Source organism: Enterobacter sp. J49 (assembly GCF_002148625.1).
GTDB classification, from domain to species: Bacteria; Pseudomonadota; Gammaproteobacteria; order Enterobacterales; family Enterobacteriaceae; genus Enterobacter; species Enterobacter ludwigii.
Genome location: NZ_MWPY01000030.1, coordinates 1 through 24,066, shown reverse-complemented (window position 1 = coordinate 24,066; position 24,066 = coordinate 1). Strand labels below are relative to the sequence as shown.

Below are 24,066 nucleotides of genomic sequence, written 5' to 3'. Positions count from 1 at the left end.
TGACCTATGGCTGAAGATCAAAACCTGCCTGCTGACGAGCAGGAAAACAACACTAAACAGCGTAAGCGCCCGGGCAAAAAACCGTTAATCATCCTTGGCATTGTCGTGGTGGTGATGGTTATCGTGGCGCTGGTCTGGTGGTTTTTAACCCGTAACGAAGAGACCACTGACGACGCCTTTACCGACGGTGATGTGGTGACGATTGCCCCGAAAACGGCAGGCTATGTCACCGAGCTGCGCGTGCGCGATAACCAGCGGGTGAAAAAGGGCGACCTGCTGGTGGTTATCGATCCGCGTGATACCACCGCCCAGCGCGATCAGGCGCAGGCCCAGCTTGGGCTGGCGATAGCCCAGCTGCATCAGGCTCAGGCGCAGCTGGCGCTGTCAAAAGTCCAGTATCCCGCTCAGCGTGATGAAGCCAAAGCGCAGGTGATTAAAGCGCAGGCCGATCTGGCCAATGCGCAGGCGGAGTATCGCCGCCAGCGAGGCGTTGATCCGCGAGCGACCACCCAGCAAAGTATTGATACCGCCAATGCCCAGCTGCGCAGTGCCCAGGCGGGCCTGGCAAGTGCGCAGGCGCAGCTTGAAGTGGCGGAGCAGGTACAGCTGCAGATCCGCCAGCAGGAAACCAATGTGGAAGCGCGTCAGCGCCAGGTCGATCAGGCCAAAGCGCAGCTGGAAACCGCGACGCTGAACCTCTCTTACACCGAAGTCCGCGCCCCGTTTGACGGTTTTGTCACTAAACGCAACGTCCAGCCCGGCACCCTGGTGCAGGCGGGTACCGCGCTGTTTTCACTGGTCTCGCCGAATGTATGGGTGGTGGCGAACTTTAAAGAGTCGCAGCTCGAACGCATGAAGCCGGGCGATAAGGTCGAGGTGTCCGTAGATGCCTGGCCGGATATGGCGCTCGAAGGCCATGTTGACAGTATTCAACAGGGCAGCGGCTCGCGCTTCTCCGCCTTCCCGTCGGAAAACGCTACCGGTAACTTTGTCAAAATCGTTCAGCGCGTGCCGGTGAAGATCGTGATTGATAAAGGGCTGGATCCCAACAAACCGTTGCCGCTTGGGCTGTCGGTTGCACCGAAGGTGACAGTGGAATGACGGATCACAGCCACGACAACTGGCGACCTGCCAGTAATCCGTGGGCGGTGGCGATTGTGGTCACGCTGGCGGTGTTTATGGAGATCCTCGACACCACTATCGTTAACGTGGCGCTCCCGCATGTGGCCGGGTCGCTCTCGTCCAGCTACGACGAATCCACCTGGGTATTGACCAGCTACCTGGTGGCAAACGGCATAGTGCTGCCGATATCGGCTTTCCTGAGTCGGGTTTTTGGCCGCAAGCAGTTCTTCCTGATCTGCATCGTGATGTTCACGGTCTGTTCGTTCCTGTGCGGGATCGCCACCGAGCTGTGGCAAATCATTCTTTTTCGCGTAATGCAGGGCTTTTTCGGCGGCGGGCTGCAGCCCACGCAGCAGTCGGTGCTGCTCGACTACTTTAAACCCGAGGACCGGGGTAAAGCGTTTGGCCTGTCGTCAATCGCCATCATCGTTGCGCCGGTACTTGGCCCTACGCTGGGCGGCTGGATCACCGATAACTACTCCTGGCGCTGGGTTTTCTTCATCAACATTCCGGTGGGGATTGTAACGGTGCTGGCGATCTACCAGCTGCTGGAAGACCCGCCATGGGAAAGCAAATCGAAAGAGAAGCTGTCTATCGACTGGACGGGGATCGGCCTGATCGCGCTGGGGCTGGGCTGCCTGCAGGTGATGCTCGACCGGGGAGAAGATGAGGACTGGTTTTATTCGAACTTTATTCGCACCTTTGCCGTGCTGACGCTCATCGGCATTATTGGAGCGATTTACTGGCTGATGTATGCCAAAAAACCGGTGGTAGATCTGCACTGCATGAAAGATCGCAACTTCGCCATCTCCAGCCTGCTGATGGCGGGCATGGCGATGATTCTGTACGGCAGTTCGGTGGTGATTCCGCAGCTTGCACAGCAGGATCTGGGCTACACCGCCACCTGGTCCGGGCTGGTCCTTTCGCCGGGCGCCGTGTTGATCGTATTGACTATCCCGCTGGTGCTGAAGCTGATGCCGGTGGTGCAGACGCGCTGGATTATCGCTTTTGGTTTTACCTGCCTGGCGGTGTCGTTCTTCTGGTCACGTACGCTGACCCCGGATATCGATTTCGAAACGCTGGTGCTGTTCCGCAGCGCCCAGTCGATAGGGCTTGGGTTCCTGTTTGTTCCTCTCACCACCATTGCTTTTATTTCGATACCGAGGCGGCTGAACGCCGATGCGGCGGCACTGTTTACCATGTTCCGCAACGTGGCGGGCTCAATTGGCATCTCGCTTTCTACGGCGGCCATTACCGAACGTTCCCAGGCGCACAGCGCGCATCTGGCCTATCACGCGTCACCGTTTAATGAACAGTTCCAGCTGGCGATACGCGAAAGTGCGCAGGCAATCCAGAACTTCACCACTCAGGTCGGGGACCCTACCGGTATCGCCACCGGGCGCATGTACCAGACCATGATCGAGCAGTCGCGCTTCCTGGCGTATATCGACGTGTTCACCATTCTGAGCGTGGTAGCCATGTTACTGATTCCGTTTTGTTTGTTGCTCTCGCCGGTTAAGAGCGAGGGGAGTGCAGGAGCACATTGATGATACACAGACGTTTAACCCCCCTGATGATCATGCTGCTGGCAGGCTGCGCCGTGGGGCCGGATTACCAGCCGCCGGCGTCGCAGACCCCGACACACTGGAACGATCCGGGTGACAGCGGCGTGAAGTCAAAAACGGCCTCGACGGCAACCAACCCACGCTGGTGGAAAACCTTCGGTTCACCGCAGCTGGACAGCCTGATAGAGCGCGCGATCGCGGGAAATTTATCCCTGCAGCAGACGGTGTTGCGTATTGCCGGGGCGCGCGAACAGATTAACCAGGCGGGTGGGGCGTTTTACCCTTCCGTAAACGGTAATCTGCAGGCCACGCGCCAGCAGCTTGGGCTGGAGGGGGAGCTGAAATCCCACGGCGTGTACGACCAGCTTGATAACGTGGATCCTGAACTCAGGGGCGCGCTAGGACCGCTGACGCAGCCGATCAATCTTTACCAGGGGAGTTTCGACGCGCAGTGGGAAATCGACCTGTGGGGCAAGGTGCGCCGACAGGTAGAGGCTGCCGAAGCGCAGCAGAAAGCGGCGATAGAGCAGCGTAACGACGCGCTGGTGTCGCTGGAGGCGGAAGTGGCGCGCGCATGGCTGCAGCTGCGGGGGGCGCAGAGCATCATTGCCACGCTGAACACCCAGATTAAGAGCGCGCAACAAACCCTGGAACTCACCGAAAGCCGCCAGCGGGGCGGGCTGTCACCGCAGATGGACGTTGAAAACGCGCGTGCCCAGTTGGGGAACCTCGAAGCGCAGCTTCCTCAGTATCAGGCCCAGGCACGGCAGGCAATGAATGGCCTCGCGATTTTACTCGGCAAGCCGCCGGGGGCGCTGGATGCGGAGCTGCAGTCGGCACAGCCGATGCCCGCCCTGCCGGATATCGTACAAACGGGTATCCCATCCACGCTGGCCCGTCGTCGTCCTGACGTGCGCGAGGCGGAAGCCAATCTCCACGCCGCCACGGCGCAGATTGGCGTTTCCGTGGCGCAGCTGTTCCCGAGCTTTACCCTCTCCGGGCAGTTTGGTCTGCGAAACAGCGAAACCAACTGGCTGACGGACTGGAGCAGCCACTTCTACAGCTTCGGCCCGCAGGTCTCGATACCGATTTTCCAGGGCGGAAGACTGGTCTCGAGCGTGAAGGTGGCGCGTGCGCAGCAGGGCGCGGCAGTGCTCGACTACCGCCAGACAGTGCTCACCGCGCTCGGGGACGTAGAGAATGCGCTGGTGAGCTACCGCACCGATCAGCAGCGTGAAGCCGGCCTTGCTAAAACCATCAATGCGTTGCAAAACGCGTTTGATTTGGCAAGCGACAGCTACCGGCAGGGGATCGCCAGCTTTATTGACGTGCTGGATGCCCAGCGGCAGCTGGCGCAGGCGCAGCAGCAACGCGCGCAGGCGCAGGTGCAGAGCGCTCTCGATCTGGTGGCGCTCTACAAAGCGCTGGGCGGCGGCTGGGAGCCGTATCAGCAGGTGCAATTACCGGATTACAAGGTCTTTGGTGAGGTTCCGCGCGGATAAGATTCAGAGGATTGGGCAAGAAACGGACAGGAACACCACATTCGCGATGGCTATGGGGCGGGTATAACTATCGGGTACCCATCGAACGACATGCGAGGATTATCTTATGCGTTATCAAAAACTGGGCAATACCGGTCTGTTTGTGTCTGAACTGTGCCTTGGCACCATGACCTTCGGCGGAGAAGGCGGCATGTGGGGCAAGATTGGTCAGCTGCAGCAAAGTGAAGCCGAGCAGCTGGTGGGCCGTGCACTGGATGCCGGAATTAATTTCATCGATACCGCGGATGTGTATTCGGAAGGGCGCTCGGAGGAGATCACCGGCCAGGCGCTGAAGAACCTGAAAATTCCGCGCGAAAATGTGGTGGTTGCCACCAAAGTGTTTGGCGAAACGGGCACGGCCGGGGTGAACTCCCGCGGCAGTTCGCGCTATCACATCATCAGTAGTGTCAAAGAGAGCCTGCGCCGGCTGCAGCTCGATCATATCGATCTGTATCAGCTCCATGGTTTTGACCCGGCAACCCCTGTCGAAGAGATGCTCTACGCGCTGGATAACCTGGTACAGCATGGGCACGTGCGTTATATCGGCGTCTCTAACTGGGCGGCGTGGCAGATTGCCAAAGCGCTGGGCATTTCCGAACGCCTTGGACTGGCGCGTTTTGCTTCGCTGCAGGCGTATTACACCATCGCCGGGCGCGATCTGGAGCGTGAACTGATACCGATGATGCAGAGTGAAGGCGTCGGGTTGATGGTCTGGAGCCCACTGGCAGGCGGTCTGCTTAGCGGAAAATATGGTCGTGACGGGCAGAGCGAATCCGGCGGTCGCCGCCTGGAATTTGACTTCCCGCCGGTGAATAAAGAGCGTGCTTTCGATTGCGTAGATGTGATGCGCACCCTGGCCGAGCGCAAAGGTGTCTCTGTGGCGCAAATTGCGCTGGCGTGGTTGCTGCATCAGAAGGCCGTAACCAGCGTCATTATTGGTGCCAAACGTGTCGACCAGCTGGACGACAACATTGCCGCCACCGGGATCCGTTTAAGCGAAGACGAGCTTAAACAGCTTGATGCCGTCAGCGCGCTGCCGCGCGAATATCCGGGCTGGATGCTGGAGCGGCAGGGTGAATATCGTCGTCATCAGCTCTCACAACAATAACCGTCCTTCCCCCCGGTCTCGCTTCGCTGACCGGGTTTTTTTCCCGCCTTGCTCACAAAAAACGATCCTCCTCTTTGATTGATTTTTCGTCTTCGCCTATATGACTAGTCATGAAATTTTAAATGACTAGTCATATAGGGAGCGATCATGAATCAATTTCTGCCAGCCAATTTTTTATGGGGCAATTCCGTATCCAGTATGCAGACGGAAGGGGCCTGGAATGAGGGAGGAAAGGGAATGTCGGTATATGACATTCGCGAAGCCGGGGAGAACGTTTCTGACTGGAAAGTCGCGACCGATTCCTACCACCGCTATCGGGAAGATTTCGACCTGATGCAGGATCTGGGCATGAACTGCTACCGCTTTCAGATCGCCTGGAGCCGCGTATGTCCACAGGGCGACGGTGACTTCAACGACGAAGGTATCGCCTTTTATGACCGCTTTATTAACGATTTAATTGCCCGCGGCATTGAGCCGATGATCTGCCTCTACCACTTCGATATGCCGCTGGCGCTGGCGCAGGAGTACAACGGCTTTAACGATCGCCGTGTGATGGACGCGTTTATCCGCTACGGCAAAAAGATGATCGACTGTTACGGCGACCGGGTGAAGTACTGGCTGACGTTTAACGAGCAGAACATCTTCCACATGCCGGAAGCCTTCCGGATCTCGGGCTATATGAAAGGCGAGAAAACCCTGCGCGAGCTGTATGAACTGCAGCACCACACCATGGTCGCGCATATGACCCTGACCGAATACCTGCACCAGACCCGTCCGGGCCAGCTGATGGGCGGTATGCTGGCGCACCAGCTGGTCTATCCGGCGACCTGTAAACCGCGTGATATCTTCTGCGCCCAGCAGTATGACGAATTCCTCAACCAGAACCTGCTGCGCGTCTTTGCCGGCCAGGGTTACAGCCCGGCGGTGATGGCGGTCGTTGAACAGCAAGGTTTTGCGGATATCTACCGCGCTGAGGATCTTGCGCTGCTGGCGCGTACCAAAAACGACTATATGGCCTTCAGCTACTACGCCAGTAAAACCCTCGACAGCGATGCGATCCCCGAAGGAACGCCGGTCAACGATTACCTTCTGCACGGTGATAAAAATAACCCGTACCTGAAAGCGACCGAATGGAACTGGCAGATTGATCCGCTGGGCTTTCGCACCATCATCACCCGCTATTACAACGACTGGCGTATGCCGGTATTCCCGATTGAAAACGGTATTGGGGTGATCGAGTCCTGGGACGGTGTGAATCCGATTGAAGATACCTACCGTATTGACTACCACCGGGCGCATATCGAGGCGATGAAACAAGCCATGTTTGAGGATGGCGCAGAGGTGATCGGCTACCTCGGCTGGGGCTTAATCGACATTCTGAGTTCACAGGGAGACATGCGTAAGCGTTACGGCGTGGTCTATGTGAACCGTGAAAACCACGACCTGAAAGACTTAAAGCGCGTACCGAAGAAGAGCTACGCATGGTTGAAACAGGTTATCCATACCAACGGACGCGAGATGTAAGCCGTACGCTGCCGGGCCGTTTTTGTGACTGATTGAAGGGAAATATCCGCTATGTCTGAAACAAAAATAACACCGCATATGCAGTCTTTTGTCGACAGATTTGTTGAGTTCTCGGCGCGCCTGGCAAACCAGGTGCACCTGCGTTCCCTGCGCGATGCCTTCGCCACGGTCATGCCCATTTTCATCCTTGCCGGTCTGGCGGTGCTGGTGAATAACGTGGTATTCCCATGGATTTTTGAAGGCGACACGCTGGCGCATTTTAAGGTGTGGGGCGAGGCGATTATTAACGGTACGCTGAATATCGCCGCGCTGTTGCTGGCACCGATGATTGCCTGGTCGCTGGCACGCAACAAAGACTTCGACAACCCGGTCTCGGCAGTGGTTATCGCCATCAGCAGTTTTATCATTATGATGCCGATGCGCTTACAGCTTACGCCCGTCGGCAGTGACGCCACGGTGAACGTCACGCAGGTGCTGACGTTCTCCAATATTGGCTCAACCGGCATTTTTGCCGGGGTGCTGATTGGTCTGCTCTCAACGGAACTGTTTATCGCCATTTCTCGTCTGAAAGCGCTGCACATTTCTTTAGGTGAAAATGTACCGCCGGCGGTCAGTAAATCGTTTACCGCGCTGATCCCGACGATCCTGACGCTTTCCCTGTTTGCCATACTGGCCGCGCTTCTGGCGAACGTGTTGCACACGGATCTCATCCACCTGATCACCACTTTTATTCAGCAGCCGCTGCGCCTGATCAACACCAGCCTGCCGGGCACGATTTTTATCTATAGCTTTGGTAACTTCCTGTTCACGCTTGGGATCCATCAGTCGGTGGTTAACAGCGTGGTGCTGGAGCCGTTTCTGCTGATCAACACCAACGAGAATATGCTGGCCTTTGCCAACGGTCAGCCTGTCCCACATATCATCAATAATATCTTTGTACCGACCTTTGGTATGGTGGGGGGCACCGGCAGCACGATTTCCCTGCTGATTGCCATTTTCATCTTCTCACGGCAAAAATCGGCGAAACAGGTGGCCCGTTTGTCGCTGGCGCCGGGCCTGTTTAACATCAACGAGCCGGTCATTTTTGGCCTGCCGATTGTGTTCAACCTGCCGCTGATGATCCCCTTTGTGCTGCTACCTGCCATAGGTATCTGGTTTGCGTGGTTCTGTACTACCCTGGGGTTAATGTCGCGCTGTGTGGTTATGATCCCGTGGACAACTCCGCCCATTCTGAGCGCCTGGCTGGCAACGGCAGGGGACTGGCGCGCCGTGGTCGTGCAGTTGGCAATCATTGTATTTGGTGTATTCTTCTACCTGCCTTTCCTCAAAATTGCCGAGAGAGTGGCATTAAAAAACAGCGGGACAGAAAACTAACAGAAAGGAAGGACGATGGCGGCGAAGTACATCACCATAGCGCGGGAAATTAAGAAACGCATTATTAGCTCGCAATACTCCGCCAACGAACCGCTCCCGGACCAGTTTGCCCTGGCGGCGGAGTTCAGCACCAGCCGGATGACCATACAGCAGGCCATACGCCAGTTAATTGTGGAAGGGCTGATCTATACCCGTCAGGGGCAGGGGACGTTTATCCGCAAAAATTTCCTGCAACTCTCGCAGTGGGATCTTTCCGGCAGCGACTACTTCGGCGCAACAAAAACCTGGGAGCATCTGGGCACCGTTTCCAGCGTCGTGGTCCATTTCGAGCTGCGCTTTCCGAACGAGAAGGAGCAGGCCTCGCTGATGATTAACGCCGATGCGCCTGTCTATGACTTTGTTCGTTTGCGTCTGCTCAACGGTGAGCCGATGTCGCTGGACTCCACCGTAATGCCGCTTAATCTGGTGCCCGGTCTGAATAAAAGCCATCTTGAAGGCTCCGTGTTCCGCTACGTGCAGGAGACGCTGGGGCTGAAAATCATGGGGTCGTACCGGGTGGTGCGGGCGCTAAAACCGAACGCGCTGGATATGCAACACCTTATCTGCGAGCAGACCGATCCGGTGCTGGAGGTGGAGCAGGTTATCTATCTGGAGGATGGCACACCGCTTGAGTATGCCCACTGTCACTACCGTTACGACCACGGCGGGATAGTTATCGTCAATAACGGATAAAAAAAAGCGGGCATCAGAGCCCGCTTTCTTATTCTCAGACCCGGTCAGCAAAGCGCCACCGGGCAGAGGGTCAGTTCAGACGCACTGGCATACCAGAACGGTTCTGAACGGCCTGGTCAACAATCGCTGTCTCTACATCCGGCTGAGAGGTCACGGACTGCACCGCGCTGTTCAGCGTAACCGGAACGATTTCGTTGTTGTTGATCTGGTCTTCGCTGGTGGACAGCGGGTTATGTACTTCAATGTAACGGCTGCCATCCGGCTCAGACGTCGCTTTAACCGGTTCGTTGATGAACTGGACGCGGGTACCGACCGGCACGTTTTCGAACAGGAATTTGATGTCTTCGTTACGCAGACGTACGCAGCCGTGGCTTACGCGCAGGCCGATACCGAAGTTGGCGTTGGTCCCGTGAATCGCGTACAGACGGCCAATGTACAGCGCGTACAGACCCATTGGGTTATCCGGGCCTGCCGGTACAACGGCTGGCAGGGGTTCACCCGCAGCGATGTACTCTGCGTGCATTTTGGCGGTTGGCGTCCAGGTTGGGCCTGCTTTCTTACGCTCAACTTTGGTCGTCCAGTTCATTGGGGTGTCTTTACCCAGCTGGCCGATACCGATTGGCAGCACGATAACCGTGTTGGTGCCTTTCGGGTAGTAATACAGACGCATTTCCGCGCTGTTGATGACGATACCTTCATGGACGGTATCCGGCAGGATCAGCTGCTGAGGAATGTTCAGCACGGTACCGGCTTTAGGCAGATACGGGTCAACACCCGGATTCGCTTCCAGCATGTTAGACAGGCCCAACTGGTACTGCGCCGCGAAATATTCCAGTGGCTGAGCGTTACCTTCAGGCACCGTGACCACCTGGTTTTGACCAACCAGACGGCTACCGTCTGTCGGCAGCGGATAAGTCACCGCAGAAGCGGTTTTGCAAAAACCTACTACGGCTAACGCCGCCGCAAAAAGCGTTGTTAATTTCATGTTCATGTTGTGCGAGGTATCTAAGCCATTCCGGCGATGAGTTGATAAGTCTGAATCTTGATGGGAGCGCATTATATGTGCATTCCCGCTAACAGGGAATTCAGATGTGTACGAAATCACATTTTTTTCGATTTTGTTAAAGTTTAGCGGATTGCCGCAACGCGGGATCTCAATTCGGAATTGTGGCATAATGCCGTGTTTATCACACTTTTCGCAGGAATCTCCCCGTGTTAGTTACCAGCAACGTCACTATGCAGTTTGGCAGTAAGCCGCTGTTCGAAAACATTTCCGTCAAATTTGGCGGCGGCAACCGTTACGGCCTGATTGGCGCCAACGGTAGCGGTAAATCTACTTTTATGAAAATCCTCGGCGGTGATTTAGAGCCGACGCTGGGCAACGTTTCGCTCGATCCAAACGAGCGCATCGGTAAGCTGCGTCAGGATCAGTTCGCCTTTGAAGAGTTCACCGTGCTTGACACCGTTATCATGGGACACGCGGAGCTGTGGGAAGTGAAGCAGGAGCGCGATCGCATCTACGCTCTGGCGGAGATGAGCGAAGAAGATGGCTACAAAGTGGCCGATCTCGAAGTGCTGTACGGCGAAATGGATGGCTACTCTGCGGAAGCGCGTGCGGGCGAGCTGCTGCTGGGTGTGGGTATTCCGGTAGAACAACATTACGGCCCGATGAGCGAAGTCGCGCCAGGCTGGAAACTGCGTGTTCTGCTGGCGCAGGCGCTGTTCTCTAATCCGGATATCCTGCTGCTCGACGAACCAACGAACAACCTGGACATCGACACCATCCGCTGGCTGGAGCAGACGCTGAACGATCGCGACAGCACCATGATCATCATCTCGCACGACCGTCACTTCCTGAACATGGTGTGTACACACATGGCGGACCTGGACTACGGCGAGCTGCGCGTTTATCCGGGCAACTACGACGAGTACATGACGGCAGCCACGCAGGCGCGTGAACGTCTGCTGGCGGATAACGCCAAGAAGAAAGCCCAGATTGCTGATCTGCAGTCTTTCGTCAGCCGCTTCAGCGCGAACGCCTCTAAATCTCGCCAGGCGACCTCTCGTGCGCGTCAGATTGACAAGATCAAGCTTGATGAAGTGAAAGCGTCCAGCCGTCAGAACCCATTCATCCGCTTCGAGCAGGACAAGAAACTGTTCCGTAATGCGCTGGAAGTGGAAGCCCTGGCTAAAGGTTTTGAAAACGGTCCGCTGTTTAAAAACTTTAACCTGCTGTTGGAAGTGGGCGAGAAGATTGCCATTCTGGGTGCCAACGGCGTGGGTAAATCCACTCTGCTGAAAACCCTGGTCGGCGAACTGCAGCCGGATAACGGTACCGTGAAGTGGTCTGAAAACGCGCAGATTGGTTACTACGCACAGGACCATGAATACGAGTTCGAAAACGACCTGACCGTCTTCGACTGGATGAGCCAGTGGAAGCAAGAAGGCGATGACGAGCAGGCGGTGCGCAGCATTCTGGGTCGTCTGCTGTTCAGCCAGGACGACATCAAGAAGCCTGCTAAAGTGCTGTCCGGTGGTGAAAAAGGGCGCATGCTGTTCGGCAAGCTGATGATGGAAAAACCTAATATCCTGGTGATGGATGAACCGACTAACCACCTGGATATGGAATCTATCGAATCGCTGAACATGGCGCTGGAGATGTATCAGGGGACCCTGATCTTCGTCTCTCACGACCGTGAATTCGTCAGCTCGCTGGCGACCCGCGTGATCGAAATTACGCCTGAGCGCGTGGTGGACTTCACCGGTAACTACGAAGATTACCTGCGCAGTAAAGGTATCGAGAGTTAAAAAAAGCCCGGTGGCGCTACGCCTACCGGGCCTGTGTTTGATGCCCTCTCCCTGTGGGAGCGGGCATCAGGCCGCACTACACTGCCCACTCATTCCCTTCAATACCATTCACCAGCAGCGTGCGTTTTTCCCCGGCCGGTAACGATATCTTCAGCGCTTTCCACGCCGGACGATAATCTCCCCGCGCACTGACCTTCAGGTTGATGGTGGCACCGTCGCATGCCATGTCCCATTCCACCCACAGCGCATTGCCGTTCTGATAGCCCCAGCTTTCACCATCGTCTTCAAACAGCAGGCCCGCGGTTGAACCGACGCCTTTCACCGGGAACAGTTTCAGCTCACGGGTAGTGTCTTTTTCCGCGCTGACATGCGTAATGCGTTCGCTGAGCGGCAGACCCGCACCGGCACGTACCAGCAGCGGCAATTTCTCCAGCGGCGCATCACGTACGATCCACTGCCCGCCAGCGAACCACTCGTGGGTGTAAAAATCGTACCAGCCCGTTTCGTTATCCGGCAGCCAGACGCATCGCTCGCGCTGCCCGGCCTCCACCACGCTGGCCACCAGCAGGTCGCGACCCAGCAGGAAATCATCGTTCTCCTCAAACGTCTGCGCATCGTGTTCGTGGTCGAGGAAGGTCGGGCGTAGCATCGGTTCGTCGTCGGTATGCGCCTGCCAGAGCAGGGTATAAAGGTACGGCAGCAGACGATAACGTAATTCAATGGCACCACGAATAGCCGGCGTCACGCCCGGATACATCCACGGCTCGTTAACGGTGTGGTCATCATTCCATGAGTGAATGGTAAAGCGCGGATGCATCACGCCGTTTTGCACCCAGCGTACGAACAGTTCCGCGTCGGGTTTGTCGCCGGAAAAACCACCGACATCATGGCCCACATTAAACAGCCCGGACAGGCTCATTCCCAGACCCATGCGGGTGTTATAGCGCAGGGTATCCCAGCTGGTACGGTTATCGCCGCTCCAGGTCTGGACGTAACGTTGCATGCCCGCGCAGCCGGAGCGGGAAATGAGATACGGACGTTTTTCCGGGGCAAAACGCTGCTGCGCTTCCAGCGAGGCACGCATCATCAGCAACGGCATCACCGGGCGAATGTGCTTGATCGCGATTTCCTTGCCAAAGCCGTGGCAGCGGGCTTCGCCATCCCACACTTCATATTCGTTGTTGTCGTTCCAGGTGGAGTCGATCCCCATCTCAAGCAGCTGCGTGGTTACCCCTTCCTGCCACCATTTCACCGTCTGTGGGTTGGTAAAATCGAGGTGAGAACCTTCGTCATCCCAGAAGCTAGAGCGTTCTGGCGCGTCGGTTTCTGAATCGCGGATGAACAACCCGTTTTCCGCAACTTCGTTATAGCGCGGGTGATCCTGCAGCAGGCATGGCTTGATGTTGGCCGCCAGCTTTAACCCCGCGTCGTGGAAAGCCTGGGTCATCACCTTCGGCTGCGGCACCTTGTCGTGGTTCCAGTTAAAGACGTAGCGCTTGCCGTTGATCGAGGTATAGCCCGAAGAGAGCTGGAATGAGTCGCAGGGAATAGCATGTTCTTCGCACAGACGAATAAAGTTCATCAGCTGGTTCTGCGCATCCGGCGCGTCGGTGTAATGCATGGTCGAACCGCTGTAGCCCAGGCTCCATTTCGGCCCGAAGAGCGTTTTCCCGGTCAGACGCACGAAAGCTTTGGTCACGTCCAGCGCCCGTTTTCCCGTGAACAGGTAGTAATCGATGTCGCCCGCTTCCGCCTGCCAGCGACGATAGGCAGTGTGATAGTTGTCAATCTCGTTGCCCAGATCCAGCCAGCAGCTGCTCAGGTTGTCGTAGAAGAGCCCGTAGCTCACGTCATCGCGACGGGTGAGGGTGAACGGAATATGTTTGTACAGAGGATCGGTGCTGGCCGCGTTGTAGCCCATTGCATCGAGGTTGCGCATCTCGTAGCGTTTACCGTTACGCTGCAGATCGCCGGCTTTCTCACCCAGACCGTAGAAGCGTTCATCCTTGCGACGGCTCAGGTAGTGCGCCGCACCGTCGCCATGGGCATTCAGCAGATAGGCACTGGTTGGACGGTCGTTGACCAGCGGCTGCCACTCACCCGCCTCATTGCGGTAGTGCCACTCCAGCCACAGCGGCTGATGCACGGTCACACGCAGCTGTTCGGTGGCAACCGTCAGCACGTCGTCCTGCTGCGTCAGCGTCCAGGCGGGGCAGGTGAAACCACTCAGGTCGTCGCGGCGGCGACCTTCCCACGGCACATCTTGCTGCGGGGCGATGCTCCAGGTGCGATCCAGCGTCAGCTCACCTTTGCGTTTAATCAGCACGCGGAACAGATTTTCTTCCAGCACATACAGGCACAGACGATGCTGGTTATCGACCAGCAGTTCCAGATGATTTGCCGACTGCTTATCAACGGTCCAGTTTTTCAGGGTTTTCATATGCAATACATCCACTATCAGGCGCGCTTGGCGCGACGTTCAGCAATAAATGCCACCAGGAAAACAGCGCCAATCAGGTCAAAGAACCCCATGGCAATAAAGAGCGGGTTAAAGCCGATTTTGTCGGCGGTCACCCCAATTAACAGGGAGAACAGGAAGCTGGCGATCCAGGCCGCCGAGCCGCGCATGCCGTTAACGGTCGCCATCTGACCTTTATCAAATGACTCCACGACCAGGGCGCTGAGCATGCAGGAGATGATCTGATGCCCAAAACCGCCGATGGAGATCAGCACGATGGTGATATACGGGTCGCGGGTAATGGCCACGACGGCCAGGGAGATCATCAGGAATGCGCCGGTGACGGAGCTGGCCACCACCGAGTTCACACGGCTGCAGCCGAACAGTCGCGCATACAGACGGGTGAGGTAGCCGCTTGCCACGCTGCCGAGGTCCGCGGCAAGGAACGGCAGCCAGGCAAACATCGCAATCTGCTTCAAATCCATGCCGTGCTCTTTGGCGAGATACAGCGGAACCCAGAAGCTCAGCACGGCCCAGGCCGGTTCGGCCATAAACGCCGGAAGGGCGATACCGTAGAAGCGCTTATTTTTGGAGACATTTTTCAGCGCGGTGAGGAAGGGCAGTTTTACCGCAGGCGGTTCGTTATCCTGCTTGATAAACGCCAGTTCGTCCTTGCTCAGGTTCGGATGCTGTTCCGGGTTGTGGTAAAAAGCCCACCAGAGGATCACCCACAGCAGCGCCAGCACGCCGGTAAACATAAATGCGCCCTGCCAGCCAAACGAGGCGTGCGCGAAATAGATGATGGGCGGTGCCAGCATCGCGCCAATGGAGAACCCTACGCCCGCCCAACCGGCCGCGACAGGACGTTCCGATTTCGGGAACCACTCGCCAATGGTTTTCGCATTCGCCGGCGTGGCGGCCGCTTCAGAAGCACCCATAAAGAAGCGTAAGATAGCCAGGTGCAGCCAGCTGCCCGCCCCGGCGTGGAAAATACACATCAGCGCCCAGATCCCGGCGCAGACCATAAAGCCAATCTTCAGACCAATCACGTCGATCAACCAGCCGCACAGAGGCTGGAAAATGGTGTAGGCAATCTGAAATGCCCCGACGATCCAGGAGTATTGCTCGGTGGTGATCCCAAGGCTCTCTTTCAACTCAGGGGCGAGAATACCCAGCGAGTTTCGGGTGATGTAGTTAACGGTGACGCCCAGTAAGAACAGCACCAGCACATACCAGCGCAGGTTCTTAATGACGCGACGGGTTTTGCTTGTCGCAACGGTGTTATTGATGTCCTGACTCATTTTACTCTCCACAAGACGGACGGTAAGGGGACGGAGGTTCAGGTGTCACACAGATTTTTATGGCTTTGATTTCTATCCGTTTTAATTTCGAAGTTGCTATACAACTAGTATGGAAGTGGTGTGACAAATTCACCTTAAGGGAGAAAATGAGCGGGCAATAGTGGATTTTGTGCAAAATTTCTCATCAATGACATAAATCATCTGGCATGATGCTTTTCATGCCAGTTACTGCCTGATGAGTACGCTATGAAAATTTTTTCATTTCGCAAATGGAGCCAGATCACAAAATGGACAAAAGGCTAAAAATCACCGAAATTGCCGCCCGCACACAGCTCTCCATCAGCACCGTGTCGCGGGTGCTGGCAGGAAAAGCGAACACCAGTGAAAAAGCGCGCGCCAGAGTACTGGCTTGTGCGCGGGAGTTGGGGGTGATGGACGGTCTGGCGGCGGGGCGTCTGCTGCTCAACAGCCTGGTGGTTTTTGCGCCACAGCGCGCCTTTGACGAGCGGTCCGACATCTTTTACTACCGCGTGATTCAGAGCGTGAGTAAAGGCCTTGCTTCCCACGATGTCCGTCTGCGTTATTGCGCGCTGGAAGAAAATGACAGCGACGCACAGCTTTTTCTGGCACGGATGAACGAGCCGGAGACACAGGCCGCTATTCTTCTCGGTATCGACGATCCGCATATCCACGATCTGGCGGTGGATGTGGGTAAACCCTGCATGCTGATTAACTGCCGCGACCGGCATATGCGCCTGCCTGCAGTGGCACCGGACCACCGCTCGATAGGTGAGCGGGCCGCGGACTATCTGTTTGAAATGGGACACCGTGAGGTGATGAATGTCCTCTGCCTGCGGCGTTACACCATGGAACTGCGTCTGGCCGGGATCCGCGATGCGTGGCAATCTCACAACCTGAAATTCAACGATAAACGCGATCTGCTGGTGGCTCCGAGCTTCAGCGCGCGCGAAACGGAAGAGCTGGTCACCTCCTGGCTCCGTCAAATGCAGGGTAAGGATCTGCCCACCGCATTTTTGGTCGGCGGCGATTTTATGGCGGCGGGCACCATCAGTGCGCTGCAAAAACAGGGCTTGCGCGTGCCGCAGGATATCTCGGTGATGAGCATTGACGGGTTTAATCTGGCGGCCATTCAGGATGTTCCGCTCACGGCGGTGCACGTACCGCGCGATGAACTGGGAACCGAAGCGGTGCATATGCTTCAGCAACGGCTGATGCGCCCGGATGCGCCGGTGGGAACGTTATTGCTTAACGGCACGCTGGCCGTGCGGGGATCTGTCCGGCGGATACGTCAGGGGAAACGACGCACCGCCGTGGAGCGGGAAGGGTTATACGACAGTTAAGCCATACCCAATGCACGCTTGCCGTGAATATTCAGATCGTTCACGGTAAAGCGGTCCTGCCAGTTTTTTTCATAATCTTCGCGCGGGAAATCGCCCGGCGATGCACCGGTTTCCAGCGCTGCTTTCACTTTTTTCGCATAGGCGAGGTTTTTCTCGCACATCGGGGCGGCAGGGATATACATTACGTTGCCCCAGCCTTGCTGATTTTCCACCGGTGCAACGGAGTGGATGACGTCACAGTGCCACCACACGGAATCGCCTGCTTCCAGTGCAGGGATGCTGCTCAGCGCTTCGATTAACAGCGGATGCCATTTCTCGGAGACCGGCAGGACACGTCCCGGCGCGACGCCGCAGAGTTCATCTTCCGGGACATCATCCAGCAGCGGACGCAGCAGAATGTAGGCCATCGCTTCCGGAATAGGCACCACATGCAGCAACCCCTGACCCGGGATCATATCTGACAGCGCCGTCCAGCCCTGGAAGGTACGGAATACAGAACATTTTGTGGTGTTATCCACGGTGTACTCTTCCACTTCGGTACGGTGTGCGGCGTTCCACGGATCGTATTTATCCACGTTGCCGTCAAAAACGCGGGCAAAGACCTGCTGATAGGCCGGCAGCAGCCAGCGCTCCAGCGCGCCGGAATCGGTATGCGCACCCAGCCCTTTAGAGGTGGTACCCGGTGGGCGACGACGAATACGGTCCGGATAAATGACGCTGACGTCCGGATCGAACCACTGTTTGCCATTACTCTCGAAGGTCCATAAACGGTTCAGGAACGACTGTACCTGCGCCATCTCTTCACTCTGGCGGGCCTGCATTTGCGCCTGCGACCAGTAGATAGGATAAATTTCCGGACGTGAGGCGGTTAAGGTACCAAAGAAGTTATCGCCCGGACCTTTATAGACCTCATCAAACCGGTTGAGATCGAGGTAGTCGAGCATCGATTGATCCCACGCCAGCGCCTGCTCGCGAGGGAAGTGACCTTTAATCACCGCGCAGCCACGGCGTTTGACCGCGTCACGCTGTGCCTGGGTGATCGTCCCGTTTTTCACATCCGCAAACGGGATAACCGGCCAGACGGTTTCACCTTTGTTCTTCAGGGCATTAATTTCCGCCACGCGGGTCGCGATTTTATCGCTGAGCGTGTCGAATACCGCCTGAACGTCTCCGATCTGCGCACGTAATTCACGCTTCAACTGACGAATCGCTGCTTTATGGTCCGCAGGCAAACTTTCACTGGTAAACGTCATAACTGCCTCGCATCTTTCATTCGAAAGTAAAAATATCTACAAGTGATACTTTAAGTTAAAAATTAGTTAATGCAAGTTTAAATATTTGACGTGTGCCACAGGATGGAAAAAGAGTGAGGTGCCGGAGCAGTGCTCCGGCAAGAGAGAGATTACGCGTCGAACGGGGAGTGGTCGTCAAGCACGGCCTGAATCACATTCAGTGCGCCCTGATGGTTGTTGTCATCCGTGCTGTAGCGGCAGATCGTTTTGATGCTCTGCGCCGCGTTGCCCATGGCAAAATTGTATTTCACCAGCTTCAGCATTTCAGCATCGTTGCCGCTGTCCCCGATTGCCACGCACGCCTGCGGCGAGATTTTCCAGCGCTTCAGCAGACGGCTAATACCGTTGGCTTTGTGCAGGCCCGGGATAATCAAATCGACAAACCCAAAACCGCTGGTGACGGGTTTCATAATCCCGTCGAGGGAGACGTGCAGTTTGTCGACAAGATTCGGGATATCGCTGTCCGGCAGATTCAGGGAGAATTTGAACAGCACGTCGTCAATTTCGCGGTAATCACGGATGCGTTTTAAGCGGTGGTAGTGCTTTGACATGAGCGCCACAAACGCGTCCGGCGCCCGTTCGCTGACGTAGGCGCTCTCCAGCCCACAGGCCACAAAGTTGAGCGCGTTGTCTTTCAGCAACTCGCCAATGACAATTTGCGACTCATGGCGGGTCAGTTCACCGTGAAAAATCTGCTCACCGTGATCGAACACCAGCGCGCCATTTTCCGCCACGAAGGAGATCTGATCTTTCAGTTCCGGGAAGAAGGAGATGAGCTGGTAATACTGGTTGCCGCTGGCGACAACAAATTCAATATCACGGGCTTTAAGCTGCTCAAACTGTGCCTGAAAGCGGTCGCGGTCGTACTGCTTGGCATCATCAAGGAAAGTTCCGTCCATATCGGTGACGATAACTTTTACGGTCATACTGTGCTCCTGAGTCACTGCGTTTGAAACATTCTAATAACAAGGTGACGGAGAGCACAAATTTAATTTCATTCGAAAGTCAAAGCAAAGCGGCAACCGAAATTGCCGCTTAAAGACAGGTTCCCTCTCCTTGATGGGAGAGGGCATAAGTCTGAAGAGAGTTAAAGCGTGTGCTCGGTACGCGCAATAATATCGTCCTGCGCATCCGGCGACAGGGCGGTAAAGAACGCGGAGTACCCTGCGACGCGCACCACCAGGTCACGATACTGGTCCGGGTGTTTCTTCGCTTCCAGCAGCGTTTCACGCGAAACGATGTTGTACTGAATATGCCAGCCCTTGTGCACTTCAAAGAAGGTACGCAGAAGCACCATCAGTTTCTGACGGTCACTGTCATTTTCCAGCGTCGACGGATTGAGCTTCTGGTTTAACAGTACCCCGCCGAGGATCGCTTCGGTTGGCAGTTTGCCGACAGAGCCAATTACCGCCGTCGGGCCGAGGTGGTCAGTACCGGAGGCCGGGCTGGCTCCTTCTGCCAGCGGAGTATGCGCCTTACGTCCATCCGGGGTTGCCATCGTTGCCGCGCCAAACGGCACGTTCGCGGAGATAGATGACGTGCCGGCATAGTAGTTACCGCCAATCGGACCACGGCCATAGCGCGGGTTATGGTACTGCTTCAGCTCGGCAATATAGGTTTCGTAGGCACGGGTCAGCAGCATATCCACGCTGTCGTCATCGTTACCGTATTTTGGCGCGCCGTTGATCAGCCGCTGACGCAGCTGCTCGTGGGTCAGCCCGTCGAAATCATCGGCCAGAGCGGCGGCCAGCTGTTGCTGACCTATCGTACCCTGTTCGAAGACCAGTTTTTTCACCGCGGCCAGGCTGTTGCCCAGGTTAGCAATACCCACCTGCAGGCCTGACACCCAGTCATACTTCGCGCCGCCTTGTTTGATGCTTTTCGCGCGTTCTATGCAATCATCCACCAGCGCTGAGCAGAGAATATCGGGGACGTTCTCTTCCAGCATCGTGTCCACCACATACTCAATCTCGATAGATTTGCGGGTGTAGTAGCGGATCTGGGTATCCCACGCTGCCATCACCTCTTCGAAGTTATCGAAGTTACCGGCAGAGAGTGCTTTCTCCTGTGGCAGGAATACCTTACCGCTGGTGGCATCGCGGCCGCCTTCCAGCGCTGCCAGCATCACGCGGGCGAAGTTGATAAAGCTCATGCCGGTGCAGCGATAACCCCATTTGCCACCTACTGCGGTTTCGATGCAGCCAATCGCGGCATAGTCATAGGCATCCTCTTTTTCGACGCCGAGCTTGATGAATTCCGGAATGACAATCTCATCGTTGTTGAACGCGGGCATACCAAAGCCGCAGCGGATCACCTGCACGCAGGCGTCGAGGAAGTCATTGCTCATGCCCGCATGATAACGCACGCTCAGGTTTGGCTGCGTGGAGCGCAGACGACCGCAGGATTCCAGAATCGCGTAGCTGAGCGGATTGACTGCGTCCATAGGCTCACCGTTGATCAGCGTCTGTCCACCGATGGTGACGTTCTGATACAGCGGGCTACCCGCTGAGGCTTTGGAGTGCGAGCCGGAGCGGATTTTGTTCACTTCCAGCAGCTTTAGCCAGCAGCTGTGCAGCAGCTCGATGGCATGTTCGCGGTCGAGGCTCTGGTTCAGCTCCACGTCGCGGCGGTAGTACGGATAGAGGTACTGGTCCATGCGGGCAAACGAGACGGAGTGGCCGTTGGACTCAATCTGCAGAATAAGCTGGATGAAGTAGCACAGCTGCAGCGCCTGCCAGAAGGTTGTTGGCGGCTGATGGGCAATCACATCACAGTTTTCTGCCATCGCCAGCAGCTCGTCGCGACGGCTTTCACGGGATTCGGTTGCCGCCATTTCACGCGCCAGCGCGGCGAAACGTTCGATGTGCAGGCTGACCGCTTCCAGCACAATATCGATCGCTTTCAGGAACTGTTCCCCGTGAAGGTCGTCGAGCACCGTCAGGTTGATACGCGAACGACGCTCGGCCACTTTGTCGCGCAGACCATCGAGGCCTTTCTCCAGCAGCAGCGGGAAGTTAACCGCCAGGTGTGCGTCGCCGGAGGTCATGTTGCCTTCCGCTTTGATAATGCCGGTTTCCAGCAGCCCTTTTTGCTCGTCGGTGAACATGCCGTAGCAGCGATCCTGCACCGTCTGGCCGCGCCACCATGGGCAGATCTCATGCAATACGCGCTTGTTTTCTTCGCTCACCGCAAAGCCTGCGCCCGGACGGTCCGCCAGATCGTCAATCTCTTTTTCAATCCACGAGACGGTGTATTCCGGGAAAATTGGCGCGGCGCGGACTTCACTGGCCTGGTTACCGATGATCAGCTCATCGTGTTTTATCCAGATGGTGCGCTGCGCGAGGTGATGCGCCAGCGCCAGCGCGCGACGCACCGGGATCGGCTTGTCCATATGCTGCTGGTACATCTCGGTGTAATGCAGGGCGCGCTCGGTACAGACCGGCGGCTTCACGATATGCACGAGGGCCGTTTTGTGTGCTTTTATGCGCTCGCTAAGGGTGTTGAGATTCAGGGTCGTCATAAGTTTATCCTCGTAAGGTCGCGGTTAACCCTTTCTGGCAGGCGTACTGCTGTGCGAAGTCCAGAAGCGCAGGATCATCCAGCGGTTTATCAGGGGCAGAGTAGGGTTGGCCGAGCAGGGTATATTTGTTCATGCCCAGCGTGTGGTACGGCAGAAAATGGATCTCGCGGACGTTGAGTTCGTCTGCGGCAAAATTGGTGATGGCGGTAATCGACGCTTCATCGGCGTTGAAGCCCTGAATCAGCGGTACGCGGATGGTGACCTGTTTACCGGCGGCGGCCAGGCGTTTCAGGTTATCAAGGATCCGTTTGGCGGAACCGTCGGTCCACTGTTTGAACGTCCTGCCATCAACGTGTTTCAGGTCCGCCAGGAACAGATCGACATACGGTAATGACGGTGCAATATAATGCCATGGCACGTGGAGACAGGTTTCCACGGCGGTATGTATGCCTTGCTCATGGCTGGCTTTAAACAGGGCATGAGCCAGATCGGGATTCATAAACGGTTCACCGCCGGACAGGGTTATCCCGCCGCCGCTGCGGTCATAGAACGGCTTGTCGCGCAGTACGGTGGACATAATCTCTTCGACCTGCTTTTCTTCACCACAGACGGTGAGCGCCTGCGTTGGGCAGCAGTCGGTGAGGGCGTTGAGAGTCTCTTCGTTAAGCTTTTCACGGTGGATAACCAGCCCATTCAGCGCACGATCGATAATGCCCGGCGCCGCTTTCTGGCACAGTTCGCAGCCTTCCAGGCACAGCCGTGCGTCAAAGAGCACATCCCGGTGGCGGGAGCGGCTTTCCGGATTCTGGCACCAGCGACAGCCCAGCGAGCAGCCTTTCAGGAACACCACGGTACGAATACCGGGGCCATCGTGGGTAGAGTAACGCTGAATATTGAAGATCATGTTTTCGCCTCTCATCTTGCATATGAAGATTAAATTACTTTCGAATGAAAGTTATCTTGATGCAGGTCAACTCCTGAGCAGGTTTTGTCGTGATAGGGTAAATGCAGGCTAAATTTGAGGGTTACATCATGGAACTTTATCTCGATACTTCTGACGTCGCGGCAGTGAAACGGCTGGCGCGTATCTTCCCGCTGGCGGGCGTGACCACGAACCCCAGTATCGTGGCGGCAGGGAAAACGCCGCTCGAGGCGCTGCTACCGGCGCTGCAGGATGCGCTCGGCGGGAAAGGTCGCCTGTTCGCGCAGGTCATGGCGACCACCGCTGAAGGGATGGTGGAAGAGGCGCGTAAACTGCGCACCATTATCAACGATCTGGTGGTTAAAGTGCCGGTAACGGCGGAAGGTCTGGCGGCGATCAAAATGCTGAAAGCGGAAGGGATCCCGACGCTGGGTACGGCGGTGTACGGTGCAGCACAAGGGATGCTGTCCGCGCTGGCGGGCGCTGAGTATGTTGCCCCTTACGTTAACCGCGTGGACGCGCAGGGCGGGGACGGGATCCAGACGGTAGTTGAACTGCAGCAGCTTCTGACGCTGCATGCCCCGCAGTCAAAAGTGCTGGCCGCGAGCTTCAAAACGCCGCGTCAGGCACTGGACTGCCTGCTGGCAGGTTGTGAATCCATCACCCTGCCGCTGGATGTTGCTCAGCAGTTTATTACTTCGCCTGCGGTGGATGCGGCAATAGTAAAGTTTGAGCAGGACTGGCAAGGGGCGTTTGGCAGAACGACGCTCTGATACGGTTGCCGGGTTATGCTAACGCTTGCCCGGCAACCATTTAGCGTCCGCATACCTCACAGCCGGGGTTGCGCATCAGTTTCATCTCGCGGAACTGGCAGGTCATCGCGTCATACATCACGATTTTCCCCGCGGCAGGCGTACCGTAATGCGCCAGCACTTTGATCGCTTCCATGGCCTGCAACGAACCTATGACACCGACTAACGGAGCCATGACGCCCGCCTCCACGCAGGTGAGGGCGTTCTCGCCAAACAGACGGCTCAGGCAGCGATAGCACGGTTCGCCCCCGGCGTAGGTAAAGACGCTGATTTGGCCTTCCATGCGAATGGCGGCACCGGAGACCAGCGGCGTTTTGTGGGCAAAACATCCTGCATTCAACTGATTGCGAATGGTGACGTTATCGGTGCAGTCCAGCACCAGATCGTGTCGTGCTATCTGTGCCGACAGCGCCTCATCATCCAGCAGGGCGTCAATCAGGGTGAACTTCACGTTAGGATTGATGCGCGCCAGCGCCGCACGGGCAGATTCCACTTTTGGCTGGCCGAGGGTCGCGTCGCTGTGCAGCGTCTGGCGCTGAAGGTTCGACACCGACACGGTATCGAAATCCAGCAGCGTCATATTGCCCACCCCCGCCGCGGCCAGGTACTGGGCCGCAGCGCAGCCC

The 24,066-nt window shown here is 56.5% G+C and carries 18 protein-coding genes; 10 read left to right on the top strand and 8 right to left on the bottom strand.

Annotated features, from left to right (window positions below):
• The first annotated feature begins 6 nt into the window (after window positions 1-6).
• The 7 genes from BJP35_RS08940 (at window position 7) to BJP35_RS08910 (ending at window position 8,966) form a co-directional block, all read left to right on the top strand.
• Window positions 7-1,101, top strand: a complete 1,095-nt coding sequence (locus tag BJP35_RS08940; RefSeq protein WP_020884906.1) for an HlyD family secretion protein — start codon at window positions 7-9, stop codon at window positions 1,099-1,101.
• Window positions 1,098-2,669: a DHA2 family efflux MFS transporter permease subunit gene (locus BJP35_RS08935; protein ID WP_047357135.1), complete on the top strand. Its 1,572-nt coding sequence runs from the start codon at window positions 1,098-1,100 to the stop codon at window positions 2,667-2,669. Before BJP35_RS08940 ends, BJP35_RS08935 begins: the two co-directional genes overlap by 4 nt.
• Window positions 2,669-4,189 carry an efflux transporter outer membrane subunit gene (locus tag BJP35_RS08930; protein WP_047743844.1) on the top strand — a complete coding sequence of 507 codons (1,521 nt, stop codon included), beginning with the start codon at window positions 2,669-2,671 and terminating at the stop codon, window positions 4,187-4,189. Before BJP35_RS08935 ends, BJP35_RS08930 begins: the two co-directional genes overlap by 1 nt.
• Window positions 4,190-4,295: 106 nt before the next feature.
• Window positions 4,296-5,336 carry an aldo/keto reductase gene (locus tag BJP35_RS08925; protein WP_047743843.1) on the top strand — a complete coding sequence of 347 codons (1,041 nt, stop codon included), beginning with the start codon at window positions 4,296-4,298 and terminating at the stop codon, window positions 5,334-5,336.
• 147 nt (window positions 5,337-5,483) lie between these two features.
• Window positions 5,484-6,860 (top strand): glycoside hydrolase family 1 protein, encoded by a 1,377-nt coding sequence (locus BJP35_RS08920; RefSeq protein WP_032681380.1) that lies wholly within the window; start codon window positions 5,484-5,486, stop codon window positions 6,858-6,860.
• Window positions 6,861-6,911: 51 nt separating this feature from the next.
• Entirely contained in the window at window positions 6,912-8,234 is a 1,323-nt protein-coding gene (locus BJP35_RS08915) for a PTS sugar transporter subunit IIC (protein WP_014169268.1), read from the top strand.
• 15 nt (window positions 8,235-8,249) lie between these two features.
• Complete coding sequence (locus BJP35_RS08910) at window positions 8,250-8,966, top strand: GntR family transcriptional regulator (RefSeq protein ID WP_086463041.1); 717 nt, start codon at window positions 8,250-8,252, stop codon at window positions 8,964-8,966.
• 70 nt (window positions 8,967-9,036) lie between these two features.
• Here the strand turns inward: BJP35_RS08910 and ldtB are convergent, their stop codons facing one another.
• A complete protein-coding gene (ldtB, locus tag BJP35_RS08905; protein WP_025204618.1) occupies window positions 9,037-9,957 on the bottom strand; it encodes a L,D-transpeptidase in 921 nt (306 codons plus the stop codon).
• A 221-nt stretch (window positions 9,958-10,178) separates the two neighbouring features.
• On the opposite strand from ldtB, the gene BJP35_RS08900 reads away from it, so the two are divergent.
• Window positions 10,179-11,774, top strand: coding sequence for an ABC-F family ATPase (locus BJP35_RS08900; protein ID WP_014169271.1), 1,596 nt, complete (start codon window positions 10,179-10,181; stop codon window positions 11,772-11,774).
• Between the two features lie 76 nt (window positions 11,775-11,850).
• Here BJP35_RS08900 and BJP35_RS08895 read toward each other — a convergent pair whose 3' ends face one another.
• Together BJP35_RS08895 and BJP35_RS08890 are read right to left on the bottom strand one after the other, a co-directional pair.
• The gene (locus BJP35_RS08895) at window positions 11,851-14,214 is read right to left on the bottom strand and encodes a TIM-barrel domain-containing protein (protein WP_143349619.1); all 2,364 of its coding nucleotides are present in this window, start codon (window positions 14,212-14,214) and stop codon (window positions 11,851-11,853) included.
• A 17-nt stretch (window positions 14,215-14,231) separates the two neighbouring features.
• The gene (locus tag BJP35_RS08890) at window positions 14,232-15,533 is read right to left on the bottom strand and encodes an MFS transporter (protein WP_020884899.1); all 1,302 of its coding nucleotides are present in this window, start codon (window positions 15,531-15,533) and stop codon (window positions 14,232-14,234) included.
• Window positions 15,534-15,820: 287 nt separating this feature from the next.
• Here BJP35_RS08890 and BJP35_RS08885 point away from each other — a divergent pair, with 287 nt between their 5' ends.
• Complete coding sequence (locus BJP35_RS08885) at window positions 15,821-16,894, top strand: LacI family DNA-binding transcriptional regulator (protein WP_025204616.1); 1,074 nt, start codon at window positions 15,821-15,823, stop codon at window positions 16,892-16,894.
• Here BJP35_RS08885 and BJP35_RS08880 read toward each other — a convergent pair.
• From BJP35_RS08880 to BJP35_RS08865, 4 genes are all read right to left on the bottom strand, one after another.
• Entirely contained in the window at window positions 16,891-18,147 is a 1,257-nt protein-coding gene (locus BJP35_RS08880; RefSeq protein ID WP_014169275.1) for a DUF1479 domain-containing protein, read from the bottom strand. The genes BJP35_RS08885 and BJP35_RS08880 overlap by 4 nt on opposite strands.
• 149 nt (window positions 18,148-18,296) lie before the next feature.
• Complete coding sequence (locus tag BJP35_RS08875) at window positions 18,297-19,112, bottom strand: Cof-type HAD-IIB family hydrolase (protein ID WP_025204614.1); 816 nt, start codon at window positions 19,110-19,112, stop codon at window positions 18,297-18,299.
• Window positions 19,113-19,273: 161 nt separating this feature from the next.
• Window positions 19,274-21,706, bottom strand: coding sequence for a formate C-acetyltransferase/glycerol dehydratase family glycyl radical enzyme (locus BJP35_RS08870; protein WP_086463039.1), 2,433 nt, complete (start codon window positions 21,704-21,706; stop codon window positions 19,274-19,276).
• Between the two features lie 4 nt (window positions 21,707-21,710).
• Window positions 21,711-22,610: a glycyl-radical enzyme activating protein gene (locus BJP35_RS08865; RefSeq protein WP_047743833.1), complete on the bottom strand. Its 900-nt coding sequence runs from the start codon at window positions 22,608-22,610 to the stop codon at window positions 21,711-21,713.
• 128 nt (window positions 22,611-22,738) lie between these two features.
• Between BJP35_RS08865 and fsa the strand changes: the two genes are divergently transcribed.
• Window positions 22,739-23,401, top strand: a complete 663-nt coding sequence (gene fsa, locus BJP35_RS08860) for a fructose-6-phosphate aldolase (protein ID WP_020884894.1) — start codon at window positions 22,739-22,741, stop codon at window positions 23,399-23,401.
• 40 nt (window positions 23,402-23,441) lie between these two features.
• Here fsa and BJP35_RS08855 read toward each other — a convergent pair.
• Window positions 23,442-24,066, bottom strand: a 625-nt coding sequence (locus BJP35_RS08855; RefSeq protein WP_047743831.1) for a molybdopterin-synthase adenylyltransferase MoeB, incomplete at its 5' end; no start/stop codon positions are given.

Coding starts and splice junctions, on each gene's coding strand:
- BJP35_RS08940 (WP_020884906.1), top strand. CDS start 7: ATGGCTGAAGATCAAAACCTGCCTGCTGACGAGCAGGAAAACAACACT.
- BJP35_RS08935 (WP_047357135.1), top strand. CDS start 1,098: ATGACGGATCACAGCCACGACAACTGGCGACCTGCCAGTAATCCGTGG.
- BJP35_RS08930 (WP_047743844.1), top strand. CDS start 2,669: ATGATACACAGACGTTTAACCCCCCTGATGATCATGCTGCTGGCAGGC.
- BJP35_RS08925 (WP_047743843.1), top strand. CDS start 4,296: ATGCGTTATCAAAAACTGGGCAATACCGGTCTGTTTGTGTCTGAACTG.
- BJP35_RS08920 (WP_032681380.1), top strand. CDS start 5,484: ATGAATCAATTTCTGCCAGCCAATTTTTTATGGGGCAATTCCGTATCC.
- BJP35_RS08915 (WP_014169268.1), top strand. CDS start 6,912: ATGTCTGAAACAAAAATAACACCGCATATGCAGTCTTTTGTCGACAGA.
- BJP35_RS08910 (WP_086463041.1), top strand. CDS start 8,250: ATGGCGGCGAAGTACATCACCATAGCGCGGGAAATTAAGAAACGCATT.
- ldtB (WP_025204618.1), bottom strand. CDS start 9,957: ATGAACATGAAATTAACAACGCTTTTTGCGGCGGCGTTAGCCGTAGTA.
- BJP35_RS08895 (WP_143349619.1), bottom strand. CDS start 14,214: ATGAAAACCCTGAAAAACTGGACCGTTGATAAGCAGTCGGCAAATCAT.
- BJP35_RS08890 (WP_020884899.1), bottom strand. CDS start 15,533: ATGAGTCAGGACATCAATAACACCGTTGCGACAAGCAAAACCCGTCGC.
- BJP35_RS08885 (WP_025204616.1), top strand. CDS start 15,821: ATGGACAAAAGGCTAAAAATCACCGAAATTGCCGCCCGCACACAGCTC.
- BJP35_RS08880 (WP_014169275.1), bottom strand. CDS start 18,147: ATGACGTTTACCAGTGAAAGTTTGCCTGCGGACCATAAAGCAGCGATT.
- BJP35_RS08875 (WP_025204614.1), bottom strand. CDS start 19,112: ATGACCGTAAAAGTTATCGTCACCGATATGGACGGAACTTTCCTTGAT.
- BJP35_RS08870 (WP_086463039.1), bottom strand. CDS start 21,706: ATGACGACCCTGAATCTCAACACCCTTAGCGAGCGCATAAAAGCACAC.
- BJP35_RS08865 (WP_047743833.1), bottom strand. CDS start 22,610: ATGATCTTCAATATTCAGCGTTACTCTACCCACGATGGCCCCGGTATT.
- fsa (WP_020884894.1), top strand. CDS start 22,739: ATGGAACTTTATCTCGATACTTCTGACGTCGCGGCAGTGAAACGGCTG.